The sequence below is a fragment of the Clostridium sp. UBA4548 genome, from assembly GCF_002387895.1.
GTDB lineage: Bacteria > Bacillota > Clostridia > Clostridiales > Clostridiaceae > Clostridium_J.
In genome coordinates, this window is the sequence record NZ_DGLI01000006.1 from 24,049 (window position 1) to 40,100 (window position 16,052).

15 protein-coding genes are annotated in these 16,052 nt (G+C 30.8%); 14 read left to right on the top strand and 1 reads right to left on the bottom strand.

The window, feature by feature from the left end; all coding sequences use genetic code 11:
• Positions 1 to 178: 178 nt before the first annotated feature.
• The 14 genes from yedF (at position 179) to B3040_RS02690 (ending at position 14,646) form a co-directional block, all read left to right on the top strand.
• A complete protein-coding gene (yedF, locus tag B3040_RS02625) occupies positions 179 to 772 on the top strand; it encodes a sulfurtransferase-like selenium metabolism protein YedF (RefSeq protein WP_291569910.1) in 594 nt (197 codons plus the stop codon).
• 22 nt (positions 773 to 794) lie between these two features.
• Positions 795 to 1,046, top strand: a complete 252-nt coding sequence (locus B3040_RS02630) for a DUF3343 domain-containing protein (RefSeq protein WP_291569911.1) — start codon at positions 795 to 797, stop codon at positions 1,044 to 1,046.
• 530 nt (positions 1,047 to 1,576) lie between these two features.
• Entirely contained in the window at positions 1,577 to 1,783 is a 207-nt protein-coding gene (locus B3040_RS02635) for a DUF951 domain-containing protein (RefSeq protein ID WP_291569913.1), read from the top strand.
• A gap of 353 nt (positions 1,784 to 2,136) precedes the next feature.
• Positions 2,137 to 2,454 carry a MazG-like family protein gene (locus B3040_RS02640; protein ID WP_017415139.1) on the top strand — a complete coding sequence of 106 codons (318 nt, stop codon included), beginning with the start codon at positions 2,137 to 2,139 and terminating at the stop codon, positions 2,452 to 2,454.
• Positions 2,455 to 2,465: 11 nt separating this feature from the next.
• Positions 2,466 to 3,464 carry a YybS family protein gene (locus B3040_RS02645; protein WP_291569915.1) on the top strand — a complete coding sequence of 333 codons (999 nt, stop codon included), beginning with the start codon at positions 2,466 to 2,468 and terminating at the stop codon, positions 3,462 to 3,464.
• A 3-nt stretch (positions 3,465 to 3,467) separates the two neighbouring features.
• A complete protein-coding gene (locus B3040_RS02650; protein ID WP_291569917.1) occupies positions 3,468 to 5,471 on the top strand; it encodes a DHH family phosphoesterase in 2,004 nt (667 codons plus the stop codon).
• Positions 5,471 to 5,911, top strand: a complete 441-nt coding sequence (rplI, locus tag B3040_RS02655) for a 50S ribosomal protein L9 (RefSeq protein WP_017415136.1) — start codon at positions 5,471 to 5,473, stop codon at positions 5,909 to 5,911. Before B3040_RS02650 ends, rplI begins: the two co-directional genes overlap by 1 nt.
• A 137-nt stretch (positions 5,912 to 6,048) precedes the next feature.
• Complete coding sequence (gene lonC / locus B3040_RS02660; RefSeq protein WP_291570012.1) at positions 6,049 to 7,881, top strand: Lon family ATP-dependent protease; 1,833 nt, start codon at positions 6,049 to 6,051, stop codon at positions 7,879 to 7,881.
• Between the two features lie 132 nt (positions 7,882 to 8,013).
• Positions 8,014 to 9,345 carry a replicative DNA helicase gene (locus B3040_RS02665; protein WP_291569920.1) on the top strand — a complete coding sequence of 444 codons (1,332 nt, stop codon included), beginning with the start codon at positions 8,014 to 8,016 and terminating at the stop codon, positions 9,343 to 9,345.
• Positions 9,346 to 9,485: 140 nt separating this feature from the next.
• Positions 9,486 to 9,884, top strand: a complete 399-nt coding sequence (locus B3040_RS02670; protein WP_291569923.1) for a TM2 domain-containing protein — start codon at positions 9,486 to 9,488, stop codon at positions 9,882 to 9,884.
• Positions 9,885 to 10,138: 254 nt separating this feature from the next.
• Positions 10,139 to 11,098 carry a 3'-5' exoribonuclease YhaM family protein gene (locus B3040_RS02675; protein WP_291569925.1) on the top strand — a complete coding sequence of 320 codons (960 nt, stop codon included), beginning with the start codon at positions 10,139 to 10,141 and terminating at the stop codon, positions 11,096 to 11,098.
• A 278-nt stretch (positions 11,099 to 11,376) separates the two neighbouring features.
• Entirely contained in the window at positions 11,377 to 12,756 is a 1,380-nt protein-coding gene (locus tag B3040_RS02680; protein WP_291569927.1) for an NAD(P)/FAD-dependent oxidoreductase, read from the top strand.
• Between the two features lie 59 nt (positions 12,757 to 12,815).
• On the top strand, positions 12,816 to 14,102 hold the full coding sequence (locus tag B3040_RS02685) for an adenylosuccinate synthase (protein ID WP_291569929.1): 1,287 nt from the start codon (positions 12,816 to 12,818) through the stop codon (positions 14,100 to 14,102).
• A 349-nt stretch (positions 14,103 to 14,451) separates the two neighbouring features.
• The gene (locus B3040_RS02690) at positions 14,452 to 14,646 is read left to right on the top strand and encodes a DUF1858 domain-containing protein (protein WP_017415129.1); all 195 of its coding nucleotides are present in this window, start codon (positions 14,452 to 14,454) and stop codon (positions 14,644 to 14,646) included.
• 154 nt (positions 14,647 to 14,800) lie between these two features.
• Here B3040_RS02690 and B3040_RS02695 read toward each other — a convergent pair whose 3' ends face one another.
• On the bottom strand, positions 14,801 to 16,042 hold the full coding sequence (locus B3040_RS02695) for an NAD(P)/FAD-dependent oxidoreductase (RefSeq protein ID WP_291569932.1): 1,242 nt from the start codon (positions 16,040 to 16,042) through the stop codon (positions 14,801 to 14,803).
• Between the last annotated feature and the right edge of the window lie 10 nt (positions 16,043 to 16,052).

Sequence of the window (16,052 nt, forward strand, 5' to 3'; positions counted from 1 at the left end):
TATCTGTTTTGTATATAAGTTATTTATAAAAGATTATAGTCTAATAAGGTTATAGCTTATATAGTTAGTTATGTGCAAAAATTACTAATATATATAATAGAATAATAACATAATATTAAGGTTAATAAAAATATTTAAAATTCATAAAAACAAAGGGGGAAGACGTTAAGTCGATATTATGAGTAATATAATAAATTGTAAGGGAATGAATTGTCCACTTCCAGTAGTAAATACAAAAAAATATTTTGATACTATAGAAAGTGGAGCTAGCACTACTATAGTAGATAACGAGGTAGCTAAAAATAATATAGTTAAGTTTGCAGAAAATAGTGGATTTAAATATGAGATTGAGGAAAAAGATGGACTTTATCACATAATAATAACAAAAGGTCAGATACAAGAAGAAGAAAAAGCTATAATTAATGAAAACTTAAGTAATGAAAAGTTTACAATTGTGATTGGTTCAGATAAATTAGGAAATGGTGATGATGACCTAGGAATAGCCCTTATGAAAAGTTATTTATTTGCTCTTTCAGAAGCAGATAAAATTCCAAGTAATTTAGTTTTACTAAATAGTGGGGTAAAGCTTGTTGTAGAAGGTTCTCTAGTGCTAGAAAGTCTTGAAAAATTACAAGAAAGAGGCGTAAAAATCGAGAGTTGCGGATTATGTCTTGATTTTTACAAGATTAAGGATACACTAAAAGTTGGTGAAGTTACAAACATGTATGCTATAATAGAGCTTATGAATAGTTCAAGGACAATAAAACTATAGATACATAGCAGGAGAGATGAGAATGAACAATTTTTATATTTTAACTTTTAATAATACTCATGAAGCAATGAAGGCGGAAAGCGCTTGTTTAAGTTCTCAAATTAAAGTTGTTATGATGCCAACACCTACTTATATAACAAAGAGCTGTGGAATAAGTCTTAGGATTGGTCAAAGTGATATCCAAGGTTTAAAAGAATTAGTAAATGATAACAAGCTAACCTATAAAGGTGCATTTCAGTTGAATGACAATGTACTTAAACAGATTGAGTTATAAAATATAAGTGATTAAAATAAGTAATATCTTTTGTAGGTATTACTTATTTTTATATATTTAAGTTATAATATTATAAATGTTATAACTTAGTTTTGATTGTTCATAGTGGAATAGCTATAAATATAGCTAGATAATTATAGTTTAATCACTGCAGCTTATATTAGAGTAAACATTTTAAAGTATAAGTCTTATAGTTAACTACAAACTGAATTTATAACTTATGATAATGCACTTTCCTTTAGGAAACTGATATAATATAATGGAATAAAATAATTTAGCAAAGACCAATTTCAGATATTTACTACATAATTAAGGCATCTGAAAATAAATAACAAGTCAAAGATGTGAAGGATATTTTGAGTTAGACACGGAAGCAGGTTCCTTAGATAGTGGAGCTATCTAAGGGTTCTGTTGACACAGTATAACACAAAATAGACGAGCATACTGACTTATTTATTTTTGAAGATGCCTAAAGCTACTATATAAAGTACTTAATTATGTAATTCATAAATAGAGGGGAGAATAATTAAATGAAAGAGTTTGACTTACATGATGTCGTTGAAACAAAGAAAACTCATCCCTGTGGAAGTAAGCAATGGGAAGTTATAAGAGTTGGAGCAGATGTTAAGATAAGGTGCTTAGGTTGTGATAGGATAGTTATGCTGCCTAGAAATAAGTTTGAAAATAGTATTAAAAAGATAATAAAAAAGAGTGAAGAAACTAAGGAAGTTAACTAGGCAAGCAGAGCAGTTTAGCTCTGCTTATTTTGTTATGAATAAGAGGAAATACCTGATTATTAAGGAAAATCAACTTTTTTTACAAAAAATTTCTAAAATATTTAATAAATTAGAAAAATAATGAAGATAAAGAGATTAATTATATTCCAATTATAGGATAATACAAATATAGAATTCAAATTATAATATATAATATATCTTAATTTATAAGTATATGTAATAATGTAAATATATAGTATAATAGAATATATCCATTTATTGTAAAAATGTTAACCAGTTGATTTTTCTAATATTGCATAAATATATAAAAATAACTAAAATAGATTTATAGCCTCTGAGAAAGGGTGGTTTAGGTGAGAAAAGAAGATTTTAATATTATGTCCAATGTTAAAGTGGTAGAAGGTTTAAAAGCTGAGCTTCTATGTGCTATAGGAGACATTTTTAAACTTTTAAGTAAGGGCAGCAATATAGCACATGATGCACTACTAGATTGCATATCCGGTGCAATAATAATGTTATATATATTAGCAGAAAAACTAGGATATTCCCATCTAGCCGTTGATGAAAGTATGAAACGTAAGTTGAAAATTGGTATGGTTGAAGATGATCCAATGGAAAGAGAGGGAAAAAGTTTAAGTAAGCTTTACAATCACATAAGAGAAAGAAGTTAAAGGAGGGAATTATGGAAAAATCAAAATATAATACAAATGCCATGGTAGAAGCAGCATTTATGGCAGTATTTATTATTGTTATTATAATTATAACAGGATATGTGCCAGTATTATCTTACTTTGGAACATTGATTTTGCCTATACCCATTGCTGTATTATTTTTAAGACAAAATTTTAAAATTACCATAAGTTGCATAGTAGTCAGCACTATAATCACAGCACTTATGTTTAATCCAATAGTATCAATAAGTTCAGCCATAAGTTATTCTTTAGTTGGGTTAACACTAGGGTACTGTATTAAAAATAAGAAAAGTTCCTATTTTACTATAATGCTATTAACTTTAGCTTGCATTTTAACAACTATTATAACTGCGTCACTATTTCTTATATTTGTAGAGAAGACCAGCTTAGTATCATCATTAAAAGAATCAATGGATATGATTATAGGTAGTTTTCAAGCTTCAGCAGAGGAAATAAAAGGTTATTATGCGAATATGGGAATTAGTAGTAAACAACTAGAACAGATGGATAAGAGTTTAGCACTAATAAATATAGAAAATATGTTAATTTTTTTACCTTCAAGTATTTTGGCTTATAGCTTTATATCAGCTTATGTAAATTATGTAGTTTCAATGATGATTTTAAAAAGGTTGAAATATGAGGTAAAGGAAGTTTTACATTTTAGTGAGTTTTATGTTTCTAACTTAATAGGAGCATTTTTAATAGGGCTTACTTGTATTGGTATAATACTAAGTGGAAAGAATGTTCATGGAGCACAATTTTTTTATAAGGCAGTTTTTGCAGTAATGGGAGTTGTTTTTCTTTTAAATGGAATTGCAGCAACAGTATATTATTTAAGAAGAAAGAGACTATTATCTAAGAGAGTTACTTTTTTATTAATATTCTTTTCTTTTATCTTAGGATTAGGATATGTATATTTTACCATTGGTTTTGCAGAAATGATATTAGACTTTAGAAGACTAGACCCTTATAGAATGAGAAAGGTGTAGTTTATGGATAATAAAGAATTGAAATATAGCTTTTTTAACCTAGGTAGCAGTAAAGTTTATATGATGTTAATTGCTATATTAATAGGAATAATTTTTTACTTTAAACATTTTATAGTTGGTATTATGGCTTTAGTTTTTTATATTGTCCTTGTAGTTTATAATGTAATAACTATAAAGAATAAGAAATCCGAATTAAAAAAGTTTATTGAATCAGTATCTTCTAAAATGGATATAGCAACAACAAGTACTTTTGTTAAATTACCTTTTCCTTTAATAATGGTTGGTAATAAAGGAAATATACTTTGGTATAATCCTAACTTATCTTCAAAGCTTGAGGGAGAGCAAATATTAGGAAAAAACATCAAGGAAGTAATAAAGGAATTTAATATAAAGCAGGTAATTGAAGGCAAAAAGGAAGTATATAATAATATCCAAATAAGAGATAGTTTTTATGATATATACATCAATATTATAGATATTGAAATTTCAAGTGATGAAAACGATAAGATAATATTATTATATTTTTATGATGTTACAGAAAAAGTAAAGCTATTAAAAAATATTAATGAAAATAAAGAAAGTATAATGCTCATTGAAGTGGACAATTTAGATGATGTTATAAAAAGTTCTACAGAGGGTACAGCTCCACAGTTAGTAGCAGATATTGAAAGAACTATAAACAGTTATGCTCAAAGCCTAGATGCAATGATTAGAAAATATGCATCTAACAAATATGTACTAACCACTAAAGATAAGCACATTGAGAAAGAAATGGAGAAAAAGTTTGAAATTTTAGACACCATTAGAGAGATTAATGTGGGAAATAAGTTAGCTGTAACATTAAGTATGGGTATTGGTCGTGGGGGAGAAACTCCTGCACAAAATCATGACTTTGCAGTAATTGCTAAAGACTTAGCTTTAGGCCGTGGAGGAGATCAGGTAGTAGTAAAAAGTTTTGAAAAATTGTCCTTCTATGGTGGCAAAACTAAGGAAGTAGAAAAGAGAACTAAGGTTAGAGCAAGAGTTATAGGTCATGTATTACTTGACCTTATAAATGAAAGTAGTAATATATTTATAATGGGACATAAAAATCCTGACATAGATTGTCTTGGTTCTGCTATTGGAATGTATAGCATAATTAAATCCTTAAATAAGGAATGTTATGTAGTTTTAGATGGTCCTAACAATGCAGTTAAGCAGATGCTGGATATACTTGATGAAGATGAGGATTATGTTGATACCTTTATTAATATTGAAAAAACTAAATTATATAAAAATGAAAAGAGTCTTCTAATATTAGTGGATGTTCATAATGAGGGGTATGTGCTTTCTATGGATGTGGTTAATTCCTTTGATAAGGTAGTAGTAATAGACCACCATAGAAAAGCTAAAGATTTTATTCAAGGAACTTTACTTAGCTATATAGAGCCTTATGCATCCTCTACAGCAGAGCTAGTAACTGAAATGATTCAATATATGGTAGAAAAGCCAAAACTAAGAAAAATTGAAGCTATTGGATTACTGGCTGGTATTTGCGTTGATACTAAGGATTTTTACTTTAAAACTGGTGTAAGAACTTTTGAAGCAGCAGCATTTTTAAGAAGACTTGGTGCAGATACCATAGATGTGAAAAGAATTTTCACAGATGATTTAAAAGTTTACTTAATGCGTGCTGAAATAATTAAGGCAGCACAGGTGAAAAATGGAATAGCAGTGGCAAAATGTCCTCCAAATATAGAAGATACTGTATTAACTGCCCAAGCAGCGGATGAATTGCTAAATATTACAGGTATCCAAGCATCCTTCGTTATTGTTAAAATGGAAGGAGACGCTTATATTAGCGGAAGATCACTTGGTGATATTAATGTGCAGGTAATACTAGAATCCTTAGGTGGGGGTGGGCATATGACCATGGCTGGTGCAAAGCTTAAATCTATGAGTTTAGATGAAGCTACAGACAGGTTAAATGATGCCATAGATAAATACTTAAGGGAAGGTGAAAAGTAATGAAAGTTATATTATTACAAGATGTTAAGGGAGTAGGAAAAAAAGGAGAGGTGATTAATGCTTCAGATGGATATGCAAGAAACTTTTTATTTCCTAAGAAATTAGCTCAAGAAGCCAATGATGTTAATATGCACATTTTAAATAAAAAGAATGAAGCAGATAGAAAGAAAAAGCTTGCTGAAATTGAAGCAGCTCAAAAATTAGCTGGAGAACTTAGGGATAAAATTGTTAAGCTTACGGCTAAAGCAGGAGAGAATGGAAGGCTATTTGGAGCCATAACAAGCAAGGATATTGCTCAGGAACTTAACAAACAACATAATGTAGATATCGATAAAAAGAAAATTGTAATGGACACTATAAAGACTATGGGAACTTTCGATGTAGAGGTTAAACTATATCCAGAAGTATCTACAAAAATAAAGGTTGTTGTTTCAGAGTAATAGTTGCTAATTTTAAGAGCCGAAGGGAGGAAATGCATTAGGGGGCTTACGGTGCCTTCTAATGCGACTTAATTTTGAGATTACAATCTATTAATGAATTTAATACCTTTGATTTTGATAAAACAATATCTGTAGACATGCAAGTAGAAGTAATGTTTGAACTTATGCATAAGGTACTAGACGAAGGAACAATAAAGGCTAGGGTGGTTAAGTATAAGCTACAAAAGTATATTAATAGCAAAGATATTTATAAAAAACTATATGCCTTAAACAAAATTGTTACTAATGGCAAAGGAATAGAAATAACTCCTAACAGTAGCAATGCATTAGAGGTTTTAGAAGCAACAAGTAAAGCTTTAAGTGATTTGGTAGCTAAAAGATATGTTCAAAACAAAATCGAAACTCAAGTAGAACAGTACTTAATTGAAAAGCAAGATAAGTATGTAGAGGAACTAAGATTAGGCATCCTTAAAAAACAAAAGGGACCAGAGAATGCAAAAACATTAAAAAAATATGCGGAGTTAGAAGTTTTAGATTCTAAAAAACTTACAAAAAACATCATGTCCATGCTAAGACCTGAAGGTTTTTCAGAAATTGTTGGACAAGATAGGGCTATAAAATCTTTAATTTCAAAAATGTCTTCTCCATACCCACAACATATTATTTTATATGGACCTCCTGGGGTAGGGAAAACTAGTGCAGCAAGACTTGCATTAGAAGAAGCTAGAAAGCTAAAATATACTCCTTATGATAAGGAAGCTAAGTTTGTGGAAGTGGATGGGACAACCTTAAGATGGGATCCAAGAGAAATCGCAAATCCACTTTTAGGCTCAGTGCATGACCCTATTTATCAAGGAAGTAAAAGAGATTTAGCTGAAACAGGAATACCAGAACCAAAGCCAGGTCTCGTTACAGAAGCCCATGGTGGAGTATTATTTATAGATGAAATTGGAGAGTTAGATTCAACACTTCAAAACAAGCTATTAAAGGTTTTAGAAGATAAGAGAGTAGAGTTTTCATCTTCTTACTATGATCCAGATGATGAGAATACTCCTCAATATATAAAGTTTTTATTTGATAAGGGAGCTCCAGCGGATTTTGTTCTTATAGGGGCAACCACTAGAGAACCTGGAGAAATAAATCCAGCCTTAAGATCAAGATGTACTGAAGTATATTTTGAGCCACTTTCAACTAAAGATATAGAAAATATTGTATTAAATGCTGCTAAAAAGTTAAACCTTAAGCTAGAGGATGGTATTGCTAAAGAAATAAGCAGATATACCATAGAAGGAAGAAAGGCAGTCAATTTATTAGCCGATGTATATGGATATGTTTTATATAATAAAGGCTATAATGAAGATAAGGATACTCTTATAACTTTTGAGGATTTAAATGAAGTTATCTCAATAAGTAGGATGAAGCCTTATGAAGAGACAAATAACAATAGTGAAAAAGAAGTTGGACAAATATATGGACTTGGGGTTGCAGGATTTTTAGGCTCTACTTTAGAGATAGAAGCCGTAGTGTTTGAAGCTAAGGAAAAGGGAGCAGGAACTGTAAGGTTTAATGAGACTGCTGGATCTATGGCAAAAGACTCTGTATTTAATGCAGCTTCAGTTATAAGAAAAATAACAAATAAGGATATTAAGGATTATGATATACATGTAAATATTGTAGGTGGTGGAAAAATTGATGGACCTTCAGCAGGAGCTGCCATAACGGTATGTATAATCAGTGCACTACTTAATAAACCTATAAGACAAGATATTGCAGTAACAGGGGAAGTATCTTTAAGAGGTAAGGTTAAACCAGTAGGAGGAATCTTCGAAAAAGTCTATGGTGCTAGAAGAAAAGGTATAAAAACCGTTGTTGTACCAAAAGACAATGAGAAGGAAGTTCCAGTTGGTCTTGAAGATATAGAAGTTCAGGTAGTATCAACTATCGAGGAATTATTAGATATAGTGTTTTAAAATATATTTTATAAATTTTAAACCCTGCTATAATTATATGGCAGGGTTATAATTTATAATTAATTAGATTTTAATACTTTAATGTAGAAATACTTTGCAATTTATTCATATTACTAGAAGGGAGATGATTACATGGAAGAAACTATTAGAAGTATGCCTCAAAATCTGGATGCAGAACAATCAGTGCTTGGGTCTATGCTTATAGATAAAACAGCTATTGCTCAAGCAGTAGAGGTGTTAAATGCAGAAGATTTTTATAGAGATACCCATAAGGTGATTTTTAGTGCTATAAGAGAGCTGTATCAAAAGGATACACCAGTAGATATGATAACCTTACTGGATTATTTACGGTCTACAGAGAAGCTGGAGGAAGCCGGAGGAATAACTTACATAACAGAAATAAGTAGTTCTGTACCAACTACAGCTAACATAAGTTCTTACATACAAATAGTGGAAGATAAATCTACCTTAAGAAAACTTATAAGAACTTCTACAGAAATAATAGAGCAGAGTTACAATAAACAAGATAATGTTGAAGCAGTAATGGATCTAGCAGAAAAAAAAATCTTTGGTCTTTCTCAAACGAAAAATTCAAGTGATTTCGAGCCAATGAATGTAGTGCTAGAAAGAGGATTTTTAGAGATTGAGAGAATGTTCAATAATAAAGGGGATACTACTGGAGTACCAAGTGGATTCAAGGATCTTGATGATAAAACTTCCGGTTTTCAAAGCGGAGACATGGTACTTATTGCAGCAAGACCTTCTATGGGGAAAACTACCTTTGTTCTTAACTTAGCTCAACATGCAGCACTTAGAGCAGGAAAAAAGATAGCTATCTTTTCTCTAGAGATGAGTAAAGAGCAGCTTGCCTATAAACTCTTGTGTGCAGAAGCTAATGTAGATATGTTAAGGCTTAGAACAGGTAATCTTGAAGATAAGGATTGGGAAAATATTGCAAGAGCTTCAGGTCCACTTGCAGCTGCTAAAATTTTCATAGATGATACTGCAGGTATTTCAGTAATGGAAATGCGTTCAAAGTGTAGAAGATTAAAGCTTGAACATGGTATAGATATGATAATTATTGATTATCTTCAGCTTATGAGTGGAAGTAACCCAGATAATAGACAACAAGAGGTTTCTGAAATATCAAGAAGTATTAAAGCTATAGCAAAGGAAATGAAGTGCCCAGTAATTGCACTATCACAGCTTTCACGTGCACCAGAGCAAAGGGCGGATCATAGACCAATGTTATCTGACTTAAGAGAGTCTGGATCTATTGAGCAGGATGCTGACTTAGTTATGTTTTTATATAGAGATGAGTACTATAATAAGGAAACAGAAGAAAAAAACGTGGCTGAGTGTATAATTGCAAAACAAAGAAACGGTCCAGTTGGAACAGTGAGGCTTGCATGGCTTGGTCAATACAGTAAGTTTGGAAATCTTGATGTGGTACATCAACAATAGATTTTTTGTATGGCTTGAAGTCATCTTAATATAGGAATTAAGTTTATTAGTAACTTTATTAATCTTAAATTAAAAGTAATATAAAGATGCAAATTAACATAAGGATATATATATAGTTTGATAAGTGAGGTGTTATCCTTATGTTATGTACTAAGTGTAACTTTATTAATGACAGTGGTGCACTTACATGTTCTAATTGTGGTCATAACCTTTTGGAGGAAGATGGACCTAATGAAATTAACTCCAGAGCTCAAGAGGTAAAAAAAGAGGAAAATAATACAGTAGATTCATCAGAAAAAGAAGATGTAAGTAATAAAAAATGGTCTGTAGTATTAATTTTATGTATCCTTTTAGGCTTAATTGGATTTCATAGGTTTTATGTAGGAAAAGGTGGCACTGCAATTCTAATGCTGTTAACCCTTGGTGGGTTTGGAATTTGGACTTTGGTCGATTTAGTGATTATATCCTTAAGTGAGTTTACAGACGAAGATGGAAGAAAAATAAAGAGAAGTAAAAATTCTATTGAAGAGGCAGCATAGAAAGATGTGATTTTTAGTCACATCTTTTTCTCGATTATTATTGTATATTTTTTTTGAATTTGATAATATTCATTTATGTGATTATGTTTAAAAATATTTTATAATATGATTCTTTAAATTTTGTACTATTAATAGAAAGGGTAATAAAATCTTATTTACTATTTATTGTACAAATGAATAAATATATTATAATTATAGGTATATGGTAATAATAGCACATAGACTCATTAAATCCAGGTTTGAGGAGAGATTACATGGTATATAAAAAAATAGTAGATTTCAATAAAAATGATAAGATAGAGGGGTATTTCTTAGTAAAGACTGTAGATTGTAAGGTAACAAATAATAGTAGTACAAATAAGTATTTAGACTTTAATCTTACAGATTCTACTGGAGAAATAAATGCAAAGCTTTGGGAGTGGAGCAGTGAACTTGAACAAATGTTTAAGGATAACATGGTAGTGAAGGTTAGAGGAGTGGCCAATGAATATAGAGGTAAACTGCAGTTAAAAATTGAAAAAATAAGAAATATAACCTCTGAGGATAAAATTAATATTGATGATTTCGTGCTGTCAGCACCCTATAAATCAGAAGATATGTTTGATACTATATTAGAGTTTATAGAGAAGATAGAAAATAAAGATATAAGAGGCATTGTAGAAAATATAATTTTACAATGTAGTAATAAGATGATGCATTATCCTGCAGCGAAATCCAACCACCATGCCATAAGGGGAGGACTTTTATATCATACAACTACTATGCTCAAAGCAGGGGAAAAACTTTTAGAAATTTATACTCATTTAAATAAAGATCTTTTATATGCTGGAATTATTCTACACGATATTGCAAAAATTTATGAAATGGACTCTAGTGAATTAGGTATAGTTTCTCAATATACTACAGAAGGGCAGCTTTTAGGACATATAATTCTTGGAATTAACCTAATAGATAGAGCTGGTAAAGAGTTAGAGGCAGATAATGAAGTTATAATGTTGCTTCAACATATGATTCTATCCCACCATTACGAACCTGAGTATGGAAGTCCTAAAAAGCCTATGATTCCCGAAGCTGAAATGCTTCATTATTTAGATATATTAGATGCTAGAATGTATGATATGCAAAAAGCCCTACATGATGTAGATGAAGGAGATTTCTCAGAGAAAATTTATAGCTTAGAAAATATAACATTATATAAGTCTAAGGTTAAATAAAGAACACCGTTTAAATTGCTTTTAAAGACAGTTTAAACGGTGTTTTCTGATTTAATAGATAAGCTATTAATAAGAAATTTATTGTGAATAATTCATATATAAAAAAATCACCTTTAGAATTGTCTACAAATTTAGCATAAATCTACGGAAGTAAGTAAAAAATTTAAATAATAACAGGAATTTTTTTACGAATTATTTAATTGTATTAAATATAAATATTCGTGTTTTCATTGACTAAAGTAAGTGAATTTTGATAATATAATTATGGGGTGATAATAATGAATAACTTATATGATATTATAATCGTTGGCGCAGGCGCTAGTGGAATATTTTCAGCTTATGAGCTTACAGTTTTAAATTCTAAGGCAAAGGTTTTGATGATTGAAAAAGGAAATAGCTTAGAAAAGAGAAGATGCCCTATTAATGGAAAGACTATAAAAAGCTGTATCCATTGCAAATATTGCAATATAATGAATGGATATGGAGGAGCAGGAAGTCTTTCAGATGGAAAATATAATATTACAAACAATTTCGGTGGAGATTTATATAAATATATTGGTAAGGAAGAAGCTTTAGATTTAATGTATTATGTAGATAAAGTTCTTTGTGACAATGGTGGAAGTGATGCAAAACTATATTCTACAGCTAATAGTATGTTAAAAACTAAGGCGCTTCAACATGATTTGCATTTATTAGATGCTAAGGTAAGACACCTTGGTACAGACAGAAATCTTAAGATATTAGGAAATATGTATAATCATTTAAAAGAAAAAATAGATATGATTTTCAATACAGAAGTTAAAGATATTTGTAAGGATGGAGAAGATTTCATAGTTGCTACTGATAATGGAGAGTATAAATGCAAAGACTTAATAGTAGCAAGCGGACGTTCAGGTTCTAAATGGATATCTAAGGTTTGTGAGAAATTAGGAATAGAAACTAGAAGTAATAGAGTTGATATTGGGGTTAGAGTTGAACTTCCAGCAGCAGTGTTTGAACACATAACTTCAGAGGTCTACGAGAGTAAAGTAGTTTATAGAACTAAGAAGTATGGAGATTTAGTTAGAACTTTCTGCATGAATCCTCATGGAGAGGTAGTAAATGAGAATACTAATGGAATAGTAACAGTAAATGGTCATAGCTATTCAAATCCAGAACTTCATACAGAAAATACAAACTTTGCACTGTTAGTTTCTAATAACTTTACTGAGCCTTTTAAAAACAGTAATGAATATGGAGAGTCTATCGCAAGACTTAGTAATATGCTGGGTGGAGGAGTATTAGTTCAAAGATTTGGCGATTTGGTTAAAGGAAGAAGAACTAATGAACATAGGCTTAGCAAGAGCTTTACAAATCCAACTTTAAAGGCTACACCAGGAGATTTGAGCTTAGTAATTCCTAAACGCCAATTAGATGCTATAATAGAGATGATTTATGCTCTAGATAATATTGCACCAGGTAGTGCTAATGAAGATACTCTTTTATATGGTGTTGAAGTTAAGTTCTACAACTCAAATGTGGAAGTAGATAATAATTTAGAGACAAAAATAAAGGGTTTATACGTTCTTGGTGATGGATCAGGAGTAACTCACTCTTTGTCACAAGCTTCAGCTAGTGGAGTGTATGTGGCTAGAATTTTAGGCAAAAAGTATAATTAGTTTTTACCATTAATTTGTTTAATAATATATGATTTAGTAAAAGAAAGAGAGGAATTTTTATGTCATCATACGTAGTATTAGGAGCTCAATGGGGAGATGAAGGAAAGGGGAAGATGACTGATTACTTAGCAGAAACTGCAGAAGTAATTGTTAGATTCCAAGGCGGAAATAATGCAGGTCACACTGTTGAAGTAGGAGATAAACAATATAAGCTTCATCTTATACCTTCAGGCATATTATATAAGGATAAGTTGAATATTATTGCTAATGGTGTAGTGGTAGATCCTGAAGCGCTTTTCAAGGAGGTTGATTACCTAGGAGCTTTAGGTGAAGATATTACTCCAGAAAGATTATTAATTAGTGATAGAGCACAAGTTATCATGCCATATCATAAGTTACTTGATGGACTAAAGGAAGAGGCAAGAGGTAAAAATGATATTGGCACAACTAGAAAAGGCATAGGTCCTTGCTATACAGATAAGGTTGAAAGATGTGGAATTAGAATTTGTGATCTAATAAAACCTGAGGTGCTTAAGGTAAAGCTCGAAGAATATTTAGAGATGAAAAATACACTAATAGCAAAGGTTTATGATGGAGAGCAACTTAATTTTAATGAAGTTTATGAAGCTTATGTTAAGTATGGAGAAAGAATAAAGCCATATGTTACAGATACTTCCGTTAGAATATATGATAGCATAAAAGCAGGAAAAAAAGTTTTATTTGAGGGAGCTCAAGGAACTCTTCTTGATATAGACTTTGGATCTTATCCTTATGTAACATCTTCTAATACTGTAGCTGGAGGAGTTTGTACTGGTGCAGGAATAGGACCTACTATGGTTGATGGTGCAGTAGGAATTGTTAAAGGATACACTACAAGAGTAGGTAAAGGACCATTCCCAACAGAGTTAAATGATGAAACAGGGGATTGGATTAGAGAAAAAGGTTTTGAGTATGGTACTACTACAGGAAGAAGTAGAAGATGTGGATGGCTTGACCTAGTAATACTTAAAACTGCAGCTAGAATTTCAGGGTTAACGAGCTTTGGTATAACTAAGATAGACACTTTAGCTGGTCTTGAAAAACTTAAAGTATGTGTTGGATATAAGTTAGAGGATAAAGTTATAGACTACTTCCCAGCAAGCTTAGAAGATTTAGCTAAATGTGAGCCTGTATATGAAGAGTTTGATGGATGGGATGAAAGCATTAAGGATGCAAGAGCCTATGAAGAACTACCTGAGAATGCAAAGGTTTATTTAAAGAGAATAGAAGAGTTTACAGGTGTTAATATTTCAATTATATCTGTGGGCCCAAGAAGAGATCAAACTATGATGGTAAATAAGTTATAATTAATTAAAACAAAAACCAATATAAAAAGGGCAACTGTTTAAGATAAAAAGTAATTTTTATAGCAGTAGCTCTTTTTGTGCTTAAGGTTTATTTCATAATTTTGTGAGGGAGTAATTTATTTATAATATTTAGGTACAAGTTAAAACTTATGCAGAAACTCTTGAATGAATTAGAGTAGTTTATATTTAAACTAAGCTATAAATAAATTTTATCTATAGAAAAATAAAATGAATCTTGTAACATAAGTTACACTAATTATTTCTCCTTAGTGCTATAATAAGTTCATAGAGAATATTAAAAATACATTATAAACATAATATAATTAAAATAATTTATGAGGTGATATATATGAAAATAGCAAAAACAATGACAATTGGTGAAATAGTTAGAACTTACCCACAATCTCCAGAAATATTAATGAGATTTGGAATGGGTTGCGTAGGTTGCCCATCAGCTCAAGCTGAGACTTTAGAAGAAGCAGCTATGGTTCATGGAATTAACTTAGAGGAACTTTTACAAGAATTAAACAAAGCAGTTGAATAGTTTAATATAAATAATAAAGGTAAGAAGGATACTTCTTACCTTTATTATTTTAGGCTAATCATTAAGCTATATATAGTTTATCACTAAATTTATATAAAAGTTTTAGCTCCAGATATGTAGTTAATTAACTGTAGGCTATAGAATTAATGGATACTTACTTTGAATTTAAAGCATTGTAAATGCTTTTTACTGCTAGATTAGCGCTACTCCAAGCCCATTGAAGATTAAAGCCGCCACAATCCCCATCCACATCTAATATTTCTCCGCCAAAGTAAAGTTTAGAAACTAATTTTGATTCAAGGGTAGTCTCACTTACCTCAGTGGTGTCGATGCCACCTAAGGTGACCTGAGCGTTGTCAAAGGAGTTAGTTCCACATACACTAAAGTCCCACTCTTTTAATAAATTATAAAGCTTATATCTTATATCATAGGTAACATTATAAGTAATTGAGTGAATATCTTCCACACCAGCTTCTTTAAGGATAATGGGGATGAGTTTTTTATTAATAATGCCCACTAAATTATCTGAAATGGAACGATGAGAGAACATAGCAAAATGACTTTCCAAAAAGTCTATCAAGCTATCCTTAGAATAATCCTTCATCATATCTACTTTGATAGTGACACTGTTTTTATTCAACACTCCTTTAGAAGCAAATCTACTAAGTTGAAGAATTGGAGGTCCAGAAATGCCGTAGTCAGTAAATAAAATTTCTCCAGTTTCTACTCTCTTTAAGGTTCCATTTAAAAATATTGATACAGAACCATCAAACTTTATTCCAGATATGGCTTTAAGTCTATTATATTGAAGCTTTAATTGTACAAGCCCAGGGGCAGTGGGAATAATATTGTGCCCTAAAGCTTTAGCTAGGTTATATCCAGAGCCATCAGAGCCGGTCTTAGAATAACTTTTCCCCCCAGTGCAAAGTAGGACATACTTACTAGTAAATACCTCTCCATTTTGGGAAACTATCTTAAAATTTTTATCTTTTTTAATTTCTTTAACCTTAGTATTAACATAAATGGGAATAGCCTTATCCTCAAGGTTCATTCTAAAAATATCTAATACAGAGGAAGCCTGCAAGGACATTGGGTACATTTTGCCCTCTTCTAAAGTAATTAGATAAAGACCTAAGGAATTAAAATAATTTATAGTATTCTCTAAAGGAAAAGCATTTAATGTATATTTAAAAAATAAATTATTGTCACTGTGATATCTTAAATAACTAAGGCCAGAATTGGTTATGTTACATCTTCCATTGCCAGTAGTGAGAATTTTTTTACCAATCCTATCAGATCCTTCAATTAAAGCAACGTTTATACCTAGGTTTTTAGCCATAATTGAAGCTGTAATACCACAAGCTCCACCACCAATAATAATTAAATCATAATTCAATATTAAATCT